We start from the raw sequence: 16,995 nt of genomic DNA on the forward strand, positions 1-16,995 counted from the left end.
GTGATCCCCATCATACTATTGCAACCAGTTCTGATATATCAGTCACACATTAGTTGTGATCGAGCAGTTTCTTCAAAAGGAGTTATCGGATGGAGAACACCCTTTCCGCCACCTTGGCGGCCGCCGACCCCGAGGTCGCCGCAGCCATTGACCGCGAGCTGGAGCGGCAGCAGTCCACCTTGGAGATGATCGCGTCGGAGAACTTCGCGCCCCAGGCCGTGATGGAAGCCCAGGGATCGGTGCTGACCAACAAGTACGCCGAAGGCTACCCGGGCCGGCGCTACTACGGCGGCTGCGAGCACGTGGACGTGATCGAACAGTTGGCAATCGACCGGGTGAAGGAACTTTTCGGAGCAGAGGCAGCCAACGTCCAGCCGCACTCCGGTGCCCAGGCCAACGCGGCGGCGATGTTCGCCTTGCTCTCGCCCGGCGACACCATCCTGGGCCTGAACCTGGCGCACGGCGGCCACCTGACCCACGGCATGAAGATCAACTTCTCCGGCAAGCTGTACAACGTGGTCTCCTACGGGGTGTCCGAGACCGACCACCAGATTGACATGGCGGAAGTGGAGCGGCTCGCCGTCGAGCACGAACCGAAGCTCATTGTGGCCGGCTGGTCTGCCTACACCCGGCAGCTGGATTTCGCCGCTTTTCGCCGCATCGCGGACAAGGTCGGCGCCTACCTGATGGTGGACATGGCGCACTTCGCCGGACTCGTCGCCGCCGGGTTGCACCCGAACCCGGTGCCCTACGCCGACGTCGTCACCACCACGACGCACAAGACGCTGGGCGGCCCGCGCGGGGGAGTCATCCTTTCCAAGCAGGAGCTGGCCAAGAAGATCAATTCGGCGGTGTTCCCCGGCCAGCAGGGCGGCCCGCTGGAGCATGTGGTGGCGGCCAAGGCCGTGGCCTTCAAGTTCGCCGCCTCCGACGAGTTCGCCGATCGGCAGCGCCGCACGCTCGAAGGCTCGCAGCTGCTGGCCAAGCGCCTGCTGGCGGAAGACGTGGCCGCCGCCGGCGTCAGCCTGGTCAGCGGCGGCACCGACGTGCACCTGGTCCTGGTGGACCTGCGCCACTCCGACCTGGACGGACAGCAGGCCGAGGACCGGCTGCACTCCATCGGCATCACGGTTAACCGCAACGCCGTGCCCTTCGATCCGCGCCCGCCGATGGTCTCATCGGGCCTGCGGATCGGCACCCCGGCGCTGGCCACCCGCGGTTTCGGTGCCGCCGAATTCACCGAGGTGGCCGACATCATCGCCACCGCGCTGAGCCGCGAACCGGCCGCGGACCTGCTGGCCGAACTGCGCAGCCGTGTTGCCGTGCTGGCAGAGAAGTTCCCGCTGTACCCCACCCTGAACGCCGAGCCGAACGGAGCCGCATAATGGCCGATCTGCTGCCCGAGCACCCGGACTTCCTCTGGCGGAATCCGGAGCCGAAATCCTCCTACGACGCCGTGATCGTCGGCGGCGGCGGCCACGGCCTGGCCACCGCCTACTACCTGGCCAAGAACCACGGCATGACCAACATTGCGGTGCTGGAGCGCGGCTGGCTGGCCGGCGGCAACATGGCCCGCAACACCACCATCATCCGCTCGAACTACCTGTGGGACGAGAGCGCGGGAATTTACGAGCACTCGCTCAAACTCTGGGAGCAACTGCCGGAGGAGCTCGACTACGATTTCCTCTTCTCCCAGCGCGGCGTGATGAACCTGGCGCACACCCTGCAGGATGTGCGCGAGAGCATCCGCCGGGTGAACGCCAACCAGCTTAACGGCGTGGACGCGGAGTGGATCACCCCGGACCAGATCAAGGAGCTGTGCCCGATCATCAACACCGGGGACAACATCCGCTACCCGGTGATGGGCGCGACCTACCAGCCCCGCGCCGGCATTGCCAAGCACGACCACGTGGCCTGGGCCTTCGCCCGCAAGTGCGACGAGATGGGCGTGGACATCATCCAGAACTGCGAGGTCACCGGATTCATCAAGGACGGCGGCAGGGTTGTCGGCGTCGAGACCAGCCGCGGCCGGATCAACGCTGGCAAAGTCGGCCTGGCCGGCGCGGGACACAGTTCGGTACTCGCCGAACTGGCCGGCTTCGAGCTGCCCATCCAGTCCCACCCGCTGCAGGCGCTGGTATCCGAGCTGCACGAGCCGGTCCACCCCACGGTGGTCATGTCCAATCACGTTCACGTCTACGTTTCCCAGGCGCACAAGGGCGAACTGGTCATGGGTGCGGGCATCGACACCTACAACGGGTACGGCCAGCGCGGCGCTTTCCACGTCATCGAGGAGCAGATGGCGGCCGCCGTCGAGCTCTTCCCGATTTTCGCCCGCGCCCACGTGCTGCGGACCTGGGGCGGGATCGTCGACACCACCATGGACGCCTCGCCGATCGTATCCAAGACGCCGATCGACCAGCTCTACGTGAACTGCGGCTGGGGAACCGGCGGATTCAAGGGCACGCCGGGCGCCGGCTACACGTTCGCCCACACCATCGCCACCGATGAGCCGCATCCGCTGAACGCTCCCTTTGCCCTGGACCGGTTCGAGACCGGCCACCTCATCGACGAACACGGCGCCGCCGCCGTGGCCCACTAGGAAGGAAGACCAAGATGCTTCTGATCGAATGCCCCTGGTGCGGGCCGCGCGACGAGACCGAATACCACTATGGCGGACAGGCCCACGTGGCCTACCCGGCAGATCCAAACGAACTGAGCGACGCGGAGTGGGCCAAGTTCCTCTTCTACCGTGCCAACCCCAAGGGCCTCTTTGCCGAACGCTGGGTGCATAGCACCGGCTGCAGGCGCTGGTTCAACGCGGTGCGCGACACCGTCAGCTATGAATTCAAGGCCGTGTACAAGCCCGGCGAGCAACCACCGATCGACCTCGGCGGCCTTGCGGGCGCCAAGGCCCAGTCCGCCGAAGGAGGAGCGAAATGACCGCCCCCAGCAACCTGGCCAACCAGCCTCAGCGGCTTGCCGCCCCCGCCGCAGCGGCTGCCCGGATCGACCGGAACAAGCCGCTGAGCTTCACGCTCGACGGCGAACCCTATGCGGGCTACGCCGGAGACACCCTGGCCTCCGCGCTGCTCGCGGCCGGCAAGGTCACGGTGGGCGACTCGCTCTACCTCGGCCGCCCGCGCGGCATCATGTCAGCCGGAGTGGAAGAGCCCAACGCCCTGGTCAAGGTCAGTGCCCGTTACCCGGGGCACGTTGACGAGTCCATGCTGCCGGCGACAGCCCTTGAGCTGACGGACGGGATGGACGCCAAGCTGCTGAGCGGCTTGGGCCAGTTGGATCCGCGGACCGACGAGGCCGTCTACGACCGCAAGTACGTGCATACCGACGTGCTGGTAGTCGGTGCCGGCCCGGCCGGTCTGGCCGCTGCACGCGAGGCAGCCAGGAGCGGTGCCCGCGTGATCTTGATGGATGAGCAGCCGGAGGCCGGCGGCTCCCTGCTGTCGGGCCGCGGCGAAACCATCGACGGCCTGCCCGCGCAGGAGTGGGTGGCCCAAACGGCCGGGGAGCTGTCGGCCGCCGAAGAGCTGACCTACCTGCCCCGCACCACTGCATTTGGAAGCTACGACAGCAACTTCGTGGTGGCCGTCCAGCGCCGCACAGACCACCTGGCCGGCGAGCTGGGAGCCGGAGTCTCCCGCGAGCGCATTTGGCATGTCCGTGCGAAGCAGGTGGTGCTCGCCACCGGCGCGCACGAGCGTCCCATCGTCTTCGCGAACAACGACCGCCCCGGCATCATGCTGGCTTCCGCCGTGCGAGGCTACCTCAACCGGTACGCCGTAGCCGCCGGCAACAAGGTGGTCGTCGCCACCAACAACGACTCGGCCTACAAGCTGGTCGCCGACCTCACCGCGGCGGGCATCGAGGTCGCCGCCGTAGTGGAGGCCCGTACCGAGGTCGGCGGCGACGCCGCGGAAACCCTGCGCACGACCGGCACCCGGGTGATCACCGGAAGCGCCGTGGTGGACACGGAAGGCAAGCACGACGGTGGAAGGGTCAGCGCCGTCGTGGTCAGCAGTTTGGATGCCGAAGGGCAGCTGACCGGAGAACCGGAAACAATCGACGCGGACCTGCTGGCGGTCTCCGGCGGCTGGAGCCCGGTGGTGCACCTGCACAGCCAGCGCGAGCGCCGGCTGTCCTGGAACGATGACCTGGCGGCCTTCGTGCCCGGCCATGCGGTGAAGGACCAGCAGACCGCCGGAGCCGGCAACGGCACCTTGGATCTGGCCGGCAGCCTGCAGGAAGGCGCAGCCGCCGGCGCTGAGGCAGCCACCCGCGCCGGCTTCAGTGTGGACCCGCAGGTCCCGGCGGCCGCCGCGGAAACCGTCACCGCGATCCGACCGCTGTGGCTGGTTCCCGCCCCCGGCGGCGAAGCCGCCGGCTGGAAGAACCACTTCGTGGACTTCCAGCGTGACCAGACCGTCGCCGACGTGCTGCGTTCGACCGGGGCCGGAATGCGCAGCGTGGAGCATGTGAAGCGCTACACCTCGATCAGCACCGCCAACGACCAGGGCAAGACCTCCGGGGTCAATGCCATCGGCGTCATCGCCGCGGCACTGAACAATTTCGACGTCGGGAGCATCGGCACCACCGCCTACCGCGCCCCCTACACTCCGGTGGCGTTCGCGGCCCTGGCCGGGCGGCAGCGAGGGGAGCTCTTCGACCCGGCGCGGCTGACCTCGATCCATCCGTGGCACGTCGCCCACGGCGCCCTGTTCGAGGACGTCGGACAGTGGAAGCGGCCTTGGTACTTCCCGCAGGCGGGCGAGGACATGGACGCCGCGGTGCTGCGCGAATGCGCCGCGGTGCGCGAATCCGTCGGATTCATGGACGCGACCACGCTGGGCAAGATCGAGATCCGCGGCAAGGACGCCGGCGAATTCCTGAACCGGATGTACACCAACGCGTTCAAGAAACTGAAGCCGGGTCTGGGCCGCTACGGGCTGATGTGCACTCCGGACGGCATGATCTTCGACGACGGCGTGACGCTGCGTCTGGACGAGGACCGTTACTTCATGACGACCACCACCGGCGGTGCGGCCAAGGTGCTGGACTGGCTGGAGGAGTGGCTGCAGACCGAATGGCCGGAACTGGACGTCGTCTGCAACTCGGTCACGGAGCAGTACACCACGGTTGCCGTCGTCGGCCCGAAGTCCCGCGCGGTCATCGCCAAGCTGGCGCCCGAGCTTGACCTGGACAACGACGCCTTCCCCTTCATGGCCTTCAAAGAAACCACGCTCGCCTCCGGGATCCCGGCCCGCGTCTGCCGGATCTCATTCTCCGGCGAGTTGGCATTCGAGATCAATGTGTCCTCCTGGTTCGGCCTGAAGGTCTGGGAAGACGTGGCCGAGGCCGGTGCGGAGTTCAACATCACCCCGTACGGCACCGAGACCATGCACGTGCTGCGCGCGGAGAAGGGCTTCATCATTGTCGGCCAGGACACGGACGGCACGGTCACTCCGCAGGACGCCGGGATGGAATGGGTGGTCTCCAAGGCCAAGGACTTCGTGGGCAAGCGCTCCTACACCCGTGTGGACAACCAGCGCGAGGACCGCAAGCACTTGGTCGGGGTCCTGCCGGTGGACAAATCGTTCCGCCTGCCGGAGGGCGCGCAGTTGGTCAACCAAGGCACGCGCATCGCACCCGCAGAAACACCGGTGCCGATGGAGGGACACGTGACCTCCAGCTACCACAGCGCCGCGTTGGGCCGCAGTTTCGGCCTGGCCATGATCAAGAACGGCCGCAACCGCATTGGCGAGACCCTGCAGGCTCCCGTCAACGGGCAGCTGGTGGACGTCGTCATCGCAGAACCCGTACTCTACGACCCCGAAGGGAGCCGTCGTGATGGCTGAACAGGTCATGACCGATATTGCAGCACTGCGCCGCAGCCCGCTGGCGCACTTGACCGAGACAATCCGCCAGGGCGCCGTTGCCGGCGAACGCGGCGTCAGTCTGCGCGAGATCCCGTTCCTGAATATGGTCGGCCTGCGTGCCGAACCGGGGACGGCCGGCGCCAAGGCGCTTGAAGCCGCCGCCGGGCTTCCGCTGCCGGCCGGCCACGGCGAGGTTGCCGGCAGCGCCGACTCGACCGCCATCCTGTGGCTGGGGCCGGACGAGTTCCTGTTGGTCGGGCCCGAAGGTACGGATGCGACCGCGGACCTTTCCGCAGCCCTGGGCGGTGAGCCGGGCGCCGTCGTCGACCTTTCGGCCAACCGAACCACGCTGGAACTCTCCGGACCGTCGGCCCGGCTGGTGCTGGAAAAGGGCTGCCACGCGGACCTTCACCCGCGCAGCTTCCGTCCCGGTACCGCGATCACCACCCAGCTGGGCCCGGTGCCGGTGCTGCTGTGGCAGACCGCGGAGCGTGACGGCGCCCCGGTGTATAGGATCATGCCGCGTGCCTCGTTCGCGGACTACATGGCCCGCTGGTTGCTGGACGCGATGACGGAGTTCGCTGCGCCCGAGGTTGATTGAGATGGCACTGAGCGCGCTGGACTTGTTCTCGATCGGCATCGGACCGTCGTCGTCGCACACGGTGGGTCCGATGCGGGCCGCACGGCAGTTTGCCGAGTCGCTGGCTGAGGACGGGCTGCTGGATTCGGTGGCCCGGGTCAAATCGGAGCTGTTCGGCTCGCTCGGTGCCACCGGCGTCGGGCATGGGTCGGACAAGGCGGTGGTCCTGGGCCTGCAGGGCGAGGACCCGGAGTCGGTCGACCCCGACGCGGCTGATGCGCAGGTGGCGGAGGCGGCCGAGGGGCGGAAGCTGCAGTTGGCAGGCAGGCACCCGGTGGAGTTCGACCGGGCAGCGGATGTGGTGCTGCACCGCCGCCGCTCGCTGCCGGCCCACCCCAATGGGATGACCTTCACCGCGTACGACGCCGATGGCTCGCCGGTGCGTGAATCCTCCTATTATTCGGTGGGCGGCGGGTTCGTGGTGCCGGCTGAAGAAGCCGAAGCGACCGAGCAAGCCGCGGCGGTCGAGAACGCTACCGGCGCCGCCGAGGCGACCCTGCCTAATGCGGCCGCCGGCGGCCAGATCCCCTATCCGTTCAGCAGCGGCGCCGAACTGCTGGCCCGCTGCCGCGAGGCCGGGACGTCCATTTCCGGCGTGATGCTGGCCAACGAGCTCACCTGGCGGACCGAAGCCGAGCTGCGTGCGCAGCTACTGCGGATCTGGGCGGTGATGCAGGAATGCGTGGAAAACGGCTGCACCCGCACCGAGGAGAGGCTGCCCGGATCGCTGTTGGTCCGTCGTCGTGCTCCGGGGCTGCGGCGGAGGCTGCGCGCCGCCGAGGCGGCACGTGTTGCGGACGGCACCCCGGATGCGGACCCGCTGTGGGCGATGGAATGGGTGAACCTGTACGCGCTGGCGGTCAACGAGGAGAACGCCTCCGGCGGGCGCATTGTCACCGCCCCCACCAACGGTGCGGCCGGAATCCTGCCCGCAGTGCTGCACTACTACACCAGGTTCGTGCCCGGCGCCGACGACGACAAGGTGGTGGACTTCCTGCTCACCGCGGCAGCCATCGGCATTCTGTTCAAGACCAACGCCTCAATCTCCGGCGCAGAAGTCGGCTGCCAGGGCGAGGTCGGTTCGGCTTGTTCGATGGCAGCCGGGGCACTCTGCGCTGTGCTGGGCGGGACTCCCGAGCAGGTGGAAAACGCCGCGGAGGTGGGCATCGAGCACAACCTGGGCCTCACCTGTGATCCGGTGGGCGGGCTGGTGCAGATTCCGTGCATCGAGCGGAATGCCATTGCCAGCGTGAAGGCCATTAACGCGGCGCGGCTGGCGCTGGCCGGCGACGGCGACCATCGGGTGTCCTTGGACATGGCGATCAAAACCATGCGCGATACCGGGGCGGACATGAAGGCCAAATACAAGGAGACGTCCCGCGGCGGACTGGCCGTGAACGTTATTGAATGCTGAACGAGAACGAGGTAGCACCATGCCGAACCACAATGAGCACATCCTGACGCTGGACTGCCCGGAGCGGCTGGGTCTGGTGCACGCCGTCTCCGGCTTCTTGGTGGAGCACGGGCAGACGATCCAGGAGCTCAATCAGTTCGACGACCGGCGGGCCGGGCATTTCTTCATGCGCACGGACTTCGCCGGGCAGGGCGGCGCCGGAACATCCACCGAAGAGTTGCGCACCGCCTTTGCACCGCTGGCCGAGCAGTACGGGATGGCCTGGCAGCTGGAACCGAAGGGCCGCAAGCGGCGGGTGCTGGTGATGGTGTCCAAATTCGGGCACTGCCTGAACGACCTGCTCTTCCGCTCGCGGATGGGGGAGCTGCCCGTGGAGCTCGTCGCCGTGGTCTCCAACCATCTGGACCACAAGGGGCTGGTGGAGTGGCACAACATCCCTTACCACCATGTGCCGGTCACGCCGGAAACAAAACCTGCCGCGGAAGCCGAACTGCTGGAGCTGATCGACGCGCACGACGTGGAGCTGGTGGTGCTGGCCCGCTACATGCAGGTGCTCAGCGACCACCTCAGCCGGGAACTGACCGGGCGCACCATCAACATCCACCATTCGTTCCTGCCGAGTTTCAAGGGTGCCAAGCCCTACCACCAGGCGTATGAAAAGGGCGTCAAAACCGTCGGCGCCACCGCCCACTACGTCAACGCCGAGCTGGACGAGGGCCCGATCATCGCCCAGCAGACAGTGGAGGTCAACCATACGTTCGGTCCCGAGGACCTGGTGGCCGCCGGCCGCGATACGGAGTGCAAGGCACTGACGAATGCGGTCAAGTGGCACTGCGAGGGACGGGTGATCCTGCACGGGAACCGGACCGTGGTGTTGCGGTAGTTTTCGGCTGTGGGATGGGTAATCTCCAACGCGCTTAGACACCTCGCTCGTTCCTCGCTCGGCGATGCGCGCTTATGGAAATTACCCATCCCACTGAGACCCGATAGTTCCTCATTCGGCGATGCGCGCTTATGGAAACTGCCCATCCCGTGACATCTCGCTCCTTCGTCGTTCAGCGAGTCTGCTTGTGCAATTTGCCCAGTCCGGTGATCGGCTTTGAGCACATCTCCGAACCCCCATGCGTTTGGTGTGATGTTCGTCTAAGTTTTTGCAGGAGTGCAAGTTTGCACTTGTGTAAACTGTCCAGCCGCTGCGACACTGGTTCGGTGAGTCAACTAAATTCCTTGCGCGAACGTAAGCGCGCTGAGTGCTGGGCCGCGCTGCACGATGCCGCTGCTGAGGCCGCACTGGAAGGCGGAATAGAGGGCGTCACCGTTGACGGAGTAGCCAACGCTGCCGGGGTTTCGCCGCGCACGTTTTTCAATTACTTTCCGTGCAAGGAAGACGCAGTGCTGGGTCTGCGGGAGCCGGTGCTTGACGACGCCATGCTCGCCGAATTCGACGTCCACGCCAATCTGCTGGACGAAGTCGCCAAGCTGATGCTGGCAGTCACTCGTTCCATTCAGGGCGGGGACGATGCGATCCGCCACCGGATCCTGCACAAGTACCCGCACCTGCTGCACCGCCGCGTCCAGTACGTGGTCAAAGTGGAGCAGCTGGTGACCACGGCTGTCTCCGAACTGCTCGCCGGGTCCGACCGGCTCGCGGATGCTGAACGGATTTTGGCCGCACACCCCGTCGGCGGGCAGTACACCCCCGAAGACGCTGTTCGCATGCTCGTGATGACGGCGGGCACAGCACTCCGCTTTGCCATGCAAAAAACGATGTCCCAACCCACCCTGGAATCGCAGACGGAGGCGCTCGAGCACAGCTTGGCCCTGCTGCGTGCAGTCCTGAAGGAATCCGAATGAAGAACGATAGCTTGCAAGCGCAACAGCGCCGCGCGGCATCCAAACCGTCCCAGACGGGTCAGCATGGCCACAGCCACGGCAACCTGCTGCTGGTGTTCGTAGCGCTGATGATGGCCATGTTGCTGGCTGCCCTGAACCAGACCATATTGGCGACTGCGCTGCCCACCATCGTGGGCGAACTGAACGGCGCCAACCTGATGCTTTGGGTGATCACCGCCTACATCCTGGCGGCCACCATCATGATGCCCATCTACGGCAAGCTGGGCGACCAGATTGGCCGCAAGTATCTGCTGGTTGGGGCGATCATCGTGTTCCTGATCGGTTCGGTGATCGGTGCCCTTGCACCTGACATGGGCTGGCTGATTGCCTCCCGCGTGGTCCAAGGTCTGGGTGGTGGCGGCTTGATGATCCTTTCGCAGGCCATCATCGCCGACGTCGTTCCCGCCCGCGAACGAGGTAAGTACATGGGCGCGATGGGCGGCGTCTTCGCCTTCTCCTCCGTGGTGGGCCCGCTGCTGGGCGGCTGGTTCACTGAGGGGCCGGGCTGGCGCTGGGCCTTCTGGATCAATCTTCCGGTGGGCGCCTTGGCACTGATCGGCGCACTGTTCTTCCTCAAGTCGCGTCCAGTCACGGTGCGGCCGAAGCTGGATCTTTGGGGCATGCTGCTGATGGCGGCTGCCACTACCGGACTGGTTTTGGTGAGCAGCTGGGGCGGCAGTACCTACAACTGGTCGGACCCCCTGATTATCGGGCTGATCGCGGGAACGGTGCTGGCCGCCGTCGGGTTCGTGCTGGTGGAGCGGAAGACGGCCGAGCCAATCATTCCCATGTCCATGTTCCGCGACCGCAACTTCATCATGACCACCATCGCGGGCCTGTTTATCTCCGTGGCCATGTTCGGCGCGCTCGGCTACATGCCCACCTACTTCCAGATGGCTACCGGGGTATCTGCTACCGCTGCCGGCATGCTCATGATTCCGATGATGGCTGCACTGCTGGCCTCGTCAATGATCTCCGGCGTCCTGGTGTCCAAGACCGGCCGCTATAAGTGGATGCCGGTGGCTGGCTCCGCCATCGTGGCAGTGGCCCTGCTGCTGATGAGCTTTGTTCATGCGGATACCGGAGTGTGGGTGCTCTGCGTCTACCTGGGACTGCTTGGTCTTGGCCTGGGCCTGAACATGCAGATCCTGGTGCTCATCGTGCAGAACTCCTTCCCGCTGCGGCAGGTGGGAACGGCGACGGCGGCGAACAACTTCTTCCGCCAGATCGGCGCCACGCTCGGTTCGGCCGTCGTCGGCAGCCTGTTCGCCCACCGCCTGGTCGACCTGCTGACCGACAGGCTGCCGTCCGCCGCGGTCGCAGCCACCGGCGGCGGCAACTCGCTGACTCCGGACATGGTGGAGCACCTCCCGGCACCCGTGCATGACGTCATCGTCGCGTCCTACAACGAAGCCTTGATGCCATTGTTCCTCTACATGGTCCCGCTGGCCCTGGCCGCTACCGTGCTCTGCCTGTTCGTGGTGGAAAAGCCGCTGGCCACGACGCTGGAACCGGATGTCATGCCGGAGGCAATCTCGGAGGGGAATGTGATGATCACTGCCGAGACCGAGGGCAACCATCCGGCGAACACGGACCTGCGCGGAGCCGAAGCCAGCAACCGGTAGCACTCGTGTTGCCCGCCGCGCGGAGCCGCTCCGGCAGCGCGGCCGGCGGCCCGGCTCCGGTGGTTATGCTTGCCTGCATGGACGCATCAGCGGCACTTCATAAACAACCGCGCGTCGTCGAGATCGAGTCGGTGGAGCACTTTGACCGGCTCATTGCCCGGGCACCACGCAGCGGATGGCATGAAGGCGAACAGTTGCCGGGCGGCCCGCCGACCGGGAGCGAACAGCCCACGAAACAGTCGGGTGGCGGGCAGCAGGGCGGAAAACCGTCCGGCGGCAGACAGCCGTCGATGGACGGCTGGCACTTCCAATCGGTGGACCTCACGGCGCGCTCCGGGGCCCTGCGCAGCATGGATCCGGCCGGAGCTGTGTTCCTGGGCTGCGATTTTGAGCCCGCCACCGAGGACTGGCTGCACCGCAACGGAGCACTGATCTTTCCGACGCTGCCGGGTGTCCCGTTCGATCCCTACCGCGGCCAGGTCTATACCGCCGCCGAGCTTTACTGCGGGCTGGAGACCGGGCCGTACGAAGCGACGCTGGACGCGCAGGTCTACGCCTGGTCGTCGCGGACCACCACCCGCCGCGATCTGGATGCCACCCTGGCCGCGAGCCTGCATGACCATGCGATCGGTGACGCGATGGAGGCCCTGGCCGGCACGGTGTTTGCCGGCAGCAAAATGGTAGGGGTGATGGGCGGGCATGCCGCCGCGCGAGGGAGCGCAGCGTACGACCGCGCCGCCCGGCTGGGCAGACTCCTCGCCACGGCGGGCTATGCCGTGGCGACCGGCGGGGGACCCGGTGCCATGGAGGCAGCCAATCTCGGCGCCTACCTGTCAGCGACCGGCGACGACGAGTTTGCGGCTGCCTTGGACCGGCTGGCCGTGGTCCCCGGGTTCCGGCCGTCCGTGACCGACTGGGCCCGCGCCGCAGCCGACGTGCTCGCGCGGGCGGGCACCGGCGTCGTCAATCTGGGCATTCCCACGTGGCACTATGGCCACGAACCGCCGAATCTCTTCGCCACCCACATTGCCAAGTACTTCGGCAACGCCGTCCGCGAGGCGGTGCTGCTGCAGCGCTGCGACGGCGGCATCGTTTTCCTGCCCGGGGCCGGCGGCACCGTGCAGGAGATTTTCCAGGACGCCTGCGAAAACTATTACGCTACCCCCGAAGCGCTCTCGCCGATGGTGCTGGTGGGGCGGAAATACTGGACCGAGGAGCTTCCGGCCTGGCCGCTGCTGCAGGCGCTGGCTCGCGGCCGCGATATGGAAGATTCCGTGCATCTGGTGGATACCGTGGACCAGGCCTTGGACGTGCTCTAGCGACCTCCTATAGCTCGGGAACGCATTCGCCTTGGCCCAGCAAGGACAGGCCGGAGAGGTCCCCGTCGGCAAATTCCAGGACGTCGTGCGAGGCCTGGGCATACATCAGCTGGTTGGGGTCATCCACGTGGTCCAGACCGATCAGGTGGCCCAGTTCATGCATGATGATGGCCCGGGCTGCGTCTTTTCCAGCCGGAGCACCGAGCAGCTGGCGGAACTGCGGCGTGTCCAGCTCGATCTGGCCGGAAACGTAGGCGGACACCCCGCCCCGCGAGGCCCAGCCGCTTCCGCCCAAGCCAATGGTCGGGCCCACCAGGGCGGGACTATGGTCGGGATCGGACCAGGCAATCAGCACCGGGGCCCAGCGCTCGCCGTAGCGTTCCGGTTGGTAGGACGGGCGCTTCTCGGTGGGCTGCTCGGTGGTCGTACCTTCGTAGACGAACTGCAGGCCGGTGGCGTCCGAGACCTGTTTCACCGCTTGATGGACTAGGTCCGTGCCGCCCACGGGGGAGTCCGCCGCCTGGACCACGTAGCGGATCGGACGGCACGGGTCGTAGGCGATGTAGTCCTGCCCCGCGGTTGGCGAGGCGAGGAAGCGATATGAATTGCTCTCCTCGTACAGCGGCGCCGGAACGCCCAGCGGCGCCTCAGCGATGTCGACCCCCGACGGCGGAAACCCGCCGTGGCCCAAGCCCTCAGCCGTGGACCCGCCATCGAAGGGGACGCCGTTAACCGCTCCGCTGGGTGGCACCGTCGACGAGAGCCGCGGCTGGGCCAGCCAGACGAATGCCCAAGCCACCAGTCCCGCCATGGCAGCGAACAGGATCAGCTTGCCGAACGGCGTCGGGCCGCCGCTGGGCTTCAGCTCCGGACCGGGGACCGAGGAGTGCCACGCCGTGAGCAGCGGCCGGACGGGCTGCTGCCACGGAGCCGGACCCTGTCGCGCCGTCGGGTTGACCCAGACATCCGCCTTTTCCGTGGGGGTATCAGCCCCCGGGCCTCCGCCGGATTCGGTCGGCGCCCAGTGCGGCACCTGCCTGGTGAGGGAGCTGGGCACATTCCGACTCGGACCCGGTGCCCCGCCCGGGCCGTCGGTTGGCGGCCAGCTCATGGTCCCCCTCGCATGGCGGACAGCGGGAGCGTGGTTGCCCCGCTTGCCTTACAGTAACCAAGCTGCGTGGCAAACGGTAGATGTCCACAGGATGGCCAGCAGGTGAACCAGCCAGCCGGGGCCGGGGATCAGGCTGCGGTGGTACCGAAGAGCGAGCCCAACAAGTAGGTGGCCAGCGCCGCGCCGAAACCAATCGCCAGCTGCCGCAGGCCGCGCTTGAACGGTGAAGCACCGGAGAGGAGGCCGACAATTCCACCGGTCACCAGCAGCGCCAGACCGACCAGAATCAGCGCGACCACCACTGCCGCGGTGCCTTGCAGGCCGAAGATGTACGGCAGGATTGGGATCAGGGCGCCGGAGGAGAAGAACAGGAAGCTGGACACGGCGGCGTTCCAGCCGGTGCCGATCTCCTGATAGTCGTTCGCGTAGGTTTCCGGCGCTTGCAGCGACAGGCTCGGATCGCAATCGCAGTCCAGATAGCCCATTCGTTCGGCCGCGCGGTGCTCGGCCGCTTCCGGGGTCATGCCGCGGGCGCGGTACACCAGCACCAGTTCGTTGGCGTTCAGGTCCAAATCGGGTGCGGCCTGCAGCGTGATCTGGGTGGGCCGGGTCGCGGAGAGCAATTCGCGCTGGGATCGGACGGACACGTATTCACCGGCACCCATGGACAGTGCGCCGGCCAGCAAGCCGGCGAAGCCGCTGAACAGAATGAACCCGCTCGAAACGCCGGTGGCACCGATGCCCATGATCAGCGCCAGGTTGGAGACCAGGCCGTCGTTAGCGCCGAAGACCGCGGCGCGGAAGTTGCCGGAGAGTCGTGCCCGGCCGCGGGTGGCCAGGCCGCGGATGACCTCTTCGTGGATCAGTTCGTCGGCGGCCATGGCTTCGGTGGCGGCAGGCTCGGTCGCGTAGGGGGAGCGGCTTTCGGCCCGCTGCGCCAGGGCCAACACGAACACCGAGCCGAAGCTGCGGGCCAGGAAACGCAGCACGGTGCGGCGGAAGGACGGACGGAGCCGTTGGTCGCCGTGCTCGCCCAGCAGATCGCGCCAGTGCTTTTCGTGCCGGCCTTCCGCCTCGGCTAGGGCCAACAGGATCTCGCGCTCCTCGCCGTCGCGGCGCCGGGCCAAGTCACGGTAGATGGCGGCTTCGGCACGTTCGTCGGCCAAATAGCGGCGCCATAGTCTGATGTCGGATTTCGACGGCGATGCTTGGCCGTCGGAGTGGGGGTCCAGAGGGTTGGGGCCGGCTGGATCGGGGCTCGTTATCACGCTGCTCCTGAGTCGGACCGGAGACGGTTCAATGATCTCCGGTCAGTTAACCATCAACTGACCGAAGGTCTCGCTCGCCTCTGCGCAGGATCAGGCCGTGCCCTTCCGTGCGCCCAGGTGGACTGCCGGGCCGCTCATGCTGGCCAGTATGTCGACAGGCCTCCACGCCCGTGCGCGTTGCCGCGCGGCGGTGGAGCTACTCCCCTTCGCAACCTCCATTGTAGCTGGTTGCCAGCGGGCACTGCCGCGTCCCGGAGCCTGGACCGGGTTCCGGGACGCGGGGGCGTAGCTGGGCGATCGCGGTCAGCGCGAGGCGACCTCGTCGGGCCCCTCAACCGGAACCTCCTCCAGCGACTGTCCGGCAACCCGGCGGTCCCAGGCCAGCCGGACGGCGGCGTCGGTGGGCTTCGAAAGCAGCGACACCACGATGTAGGTCATGGCGGAGGCAATCAGGCCATAGTAGATGGGCTCGTTGGCGTAGACGCCGCCGTACTGTTCCTCCGCGTTGACTTCCAACACGATCATGGTGGTCAGCGTGACGACTGTGCCGGCCGCCATGGACCATGCAGCTCCCAGTCCGGTGCCGCGGCGCCAAACCAACCCGCCCAGGATTGCTACCAGCAGGCCGCCCACCAGAATGTCGTAGGCAATGGTGAGGGCTGCGACCACATCCTGCACCACGATGGCTAGCAGGATCGAGACAGCTCCCAGACCGAAGACCCACCAGCGGTTGCCCGCCACGTCGTGTTCGGTGTTCTCATGGTCGTAGTGGACGTGCTTCCCGAACCACGATGCCACGAACGGCACCACGTCCGCACGTGCCACGGTGGCGGCGGCAATCAGGCAGCCGGACGCCGTCGACATCATCGCGGCCACGGCAGCGGCCAGCACAATGCCGCCGATGCCGATGGGGAGCAGGTTCATCGCCACGTCGGCATAAACGTCATCCTCAACCTCGATGGCGGGCAGCGCCACCGAGGCGGCCATGCCGATCAGTGCGCCGGCGGCGCCGTAGAGGATGCAGTACACGCCGGCCGTCGCGCCGCCCCAGCGGGCCACCCTGGGGGTGCGGGCGGTGAAGACCCGCTGCCAGATATCCTGGCCAATCAGCAGGCCCAGGGTGTACACCACAAAGTACGTGATGATGGTCTGCCCGCCGATGCCGGTGAGCGAGAAGAACTCCGTGTTGACCCGCTCGCGGATACCGTCCAACCCGCCCGCTGCCGACCACGTAAACGGCAGCATCAGCAGGAACACACCGACGGTCTTGATGATGAACTGGGCCATATCCGCCAGCGTGATGGACCACATGCCGCCCACCGTGGAGTAGATCAGCACAATCGCACCGCCCACGGCAATGGACAGCCAACGCTCCCAGCCAAAGAGCACCACCATGATCGTGGCATACGCGCCGGTGGAAGTGGCGCAAAGCATCAGCGTGTAGGCCAGCATCACGATGCCGGAGACCTTGGTGGCGTGCACGCCGTAACGCAGCGTGAGCATCTGGGCCACGGTGTAGATCTTCAGCTTCTGCAGGGTCGGCGCAAAAAGCAGGCTCAGCAGCAGCACGCCGGAGCCGATGGCGACCACCAGCCACATCCCGGAGATGCCCCACTTGTAGCCCAGGCCCACACCGCCCACGGTGGAGGCGCCGCCGAGGACCACAGCGGCCATTGTTCCGGTGTAGAGGAAGGGGCCGAGACGGCGGCCTGCCACCAAGTAATCGCTGGTGTTCTTGGTGCGGGATTTGCCCCACCAGCCGAAGAGCAGCATGGCGGCCAGATAGGCCACCACAATGACGACGTTGACGGTTTGACTCTCCATCGGGGAC

At 66.6% G+C, this 16,995-nt stretch carries 13 protein-coding genes; 10 read left to right on the forward strand and 3 right to left on the reverse strand.

All coding sequences use genetic code 11. From position 1 onward, the window contains the following. Positions 1-89 precede the first annotated feature (89 nt). The 10 genes from glyA to AC5RW2_RS13410 all read left to right on the forward strand — a co-directional run bounded on the left by glyA (position 90) and on the right by AC5RW2_RS13410 (position 12,785). The gene (gene glyA / locus AC5RW2_RS13365; protein WP_493964396.1) at positions 90-1,385 is read left to right on the forward strand and encodes a serine hydroxymethyltransferase; all 1,296 of its coding nucleotides are present in this window, start codon (positions 90-92) and stop codon (positions 1,383-1,385) included. Further along, entirely contained in the window at positions 1,385-2,602 is a 1,218-nt protein-coding gene (locus tag AC5RW2_RS13370) for a sarcosine oxidase subunit beta family protein (protein ID WP_493951105.1), read from the forward strand. Before glyA ends, AC5RW2_RS13370 begins: the two co-directional genes overlap by 1 nt. Positions 2,603-2,616: 14 nt before the next feature. Further along, on the forward strand, positions 2,617-2,943 hold the full coding sequence (locus AC5RW2_RS13375; RefSeq protein ID WP_493951104.1) for a sarcosine oxidase subunit delta: 327 nt from the start codon (positions 2,617-2,619) through the stop codon (positions 2,941-2,943). Next, positions 2,940-5,873: a sarcosine oxidase subunit alpha family protein gene (locus tag AC5RW2_RS13380; protein ID WP_493964397.1), complete on the forward strand. Its 2,934-nt coding sequence runs from the start codon at positions 2,940-2,942 to the stop codon at positions 5,871-5,873. The genes AC5RW2_RS13375 and AC5RW2_RS13380 overlap by 4 nt, the downstream gene beginning before the upstream one ends. After that, entirely contained in the window at positions 5,866-6,495 is a 630-nt protein-coding gene (locus tag AC5RW2_RS13385; protein ID WP_493964398.1) for a sarcosine oxidase subunit gamma, read from the forward strand. The genes AC5RW2_RS13380 and AC5RW2_RS13385 overlap by 8 nt, the downstream gene beginning before the upstream one ends. A gap of 1 nt (position 6,496) precedes the next feature. Further along, entirely contained in the window at positions 6,497-7,948 is a 1,452-nt protein-coding gene (locus tag AC5RW2_RS13390; RefSeq protein ID WP_493964399.1) for an L-serine ammonia-lyase, read from the forward strand. A gap of 19 nt (positions 7,949-7,967) precedes the next feature. Then, positions 7,968-8,831, forward strand: coding sequence for a formyltetrahydrofolate deformylase (gene purU, locus AC5RW2_RS13395; protein ID WP_493964400.1), 864 nt, complete (start codon positions 7,968-7,970; stop codon positions 8,829-8,831). Between the two features lie 344 nt (positions 8,832-9,175). Beyond that, positions 9,176-9,802 (forward strand): TetR family transcriptional regulator, encoded by a 627-nt coding sequence (locus tag AC5RW2_RS13400; protein WP_493964401.1) that lies wholly within the window; start codon positions 9,176-9,178, stop codon positions 9,800-9,802. Beyond that, positions 9,799-11,466, forward strand: a complete 1,668-nt coding sequence (locus AC5RW2_RS13405; RefSeq protein WP_493964402.1) for an MDR family MFS transporter — start codon at positions 9,799-9,801, stop codon at positions 11,464-11,466. Before AC5RW2_RS13400 ends, AC5RW2_RS13405 begins: the two co-directional genes overlap by 4 nt. Before the next feature lie 77 nt (positions 11,467-11,543). After that, complete coding sequence (locus AC5RW2_RS13410; RefSeq protein WP_493964403.1) at positions 11,544-12,785, forward strand: LOG family protein; 1,242 nt, start codon at positions 11,544-11,546, stop codon at positions 12,783-12,785. Positions 12,786-12,792: 7 nt separating this feature from the next. On the opposite strand, the gene AC5RW2_RS13415 is transcribed toward AC5RW2_RS13410, so the two are convergent. From AC5RW2_RS13415 to AC5RW2_RS13425, 3 genes are all read right to left on the reverse strand, one after another. Next, complete coding sequence (locus AC5RW2_RS13415; RefSeq protein WP_493964404.1) at positions 12,793-13,842, reverse strand: matrixin family metalloprotease; 1,050 nt, start codon at positions 13,840-13,842, stop codon at positions 12,793-12,795. A 182-nt stretch (positions 13,843-14,024) separates the two neighbouring features. Continuing rightward, entirely contained in the window at positions 14,025-15,161 is a 1,137-nt protein-coding gene (locus AC5RW2_RS13420) for a VIT1/CCC1 transporter family protein (protein WP_493964410.1), read from the reverse strand. 306 nt (positions 15,162-15,467) lie between these two features. Beyond that, positions 15,468-16,988 carry a sodium:solute symporter family protein gene (locus tag AC5RW2_RS13425; protein ID WP_493951095.1) on the reverse strand — a complete coding sequence of 507 codons (1,521 nt, stop codon included), beginning with the start codon at positions 16,986-16,988 and terminating at the stop codon, positions 15,468-15,470. Positions 16,989-16,995: the final 7 nt, after the last annotated feature.

Source organism: Arthrobacter sp. B0316-1-20, from assembly GCF_059091865.1.

What these genes read in the sequence shown, in the direction of transcription:
- AC5RW2_RS13390 (WP_493964399.1), top strand. Translation starts at nt 6,497, where the DNA reads ATGGCACTGAGCGCGCTGGACTTGTTCTCGATCGGCATCGGACCGTCG.
- purU (WP_493964400.1), top strand. Translation starts at nt 7,968, where the DNA reads ATGCCGAACCACAATGAGCACATCCTGACGCTGGACTGCCCGGAGCGG.
- AC5RW2_RS13380 (WP_493964397.1), top strand. Translation starts at nt 2,940, where the DNA reads ATGACCGCCCCCAGCAACCTGGCCAACCAGCCTCAGCGGCTTGCCGCC.
- AC5RW2_RS13405 (WP_493964402.1), top strand. Translation starts at nt 9,799, where the DNA reads ATGAAGAACGATAGCTTGCAAGCGCAACAGCGCCGCGCGGCATCCAAA.
- glyA (WP_493964396.1), top strand. Translation starts at nt 90, where the DNA reads ATGGAGAACACCCTTTCCGCCACCTTGGCGGCCGCCGACCCCGAGGTC.
- AC5RW2_RS13425 (WP_493951095.1), bottom strand. Translation starts at nt 16,988, where the DNA reads ATGGAGAGTCAAACCGTCAACGTCGTCATTGTGGTGGCCTATCTGGCC.
- AC5RW2_RS13410 (WP_493964403.1), top strand. Translation starts at nt 11,544, where the DNA reads ATGGACGCATCAGCGGCACTTCATAAACAACCGCGCGTCGTCGAGATC.
- AC5RW2_RS13385 (WP_493964398.1), top strand. Translation starts at nt 5,866, where the DNA reads ATGGCTGAACAGGTCATGACCGATATTGCAGCACTGCGCCGCAGCCCG.
- AC5RW2_RS13375 (WP_493951104.1), top strand. Translation starts at nt 2,617, where the DNA reads ATGCTTCTGATCGAATGCCCCTGGTGCGGGCCGCGCGACGAGACCGAA.
- AC5RW2_RS13370 (WP_493951105.1), top strand. Translation starts at nt 1,385, where the DNA reads ATGGCCGATCTGCTGCCCGAGCACCCGGACTTCCTCTGGCGGAATCCG.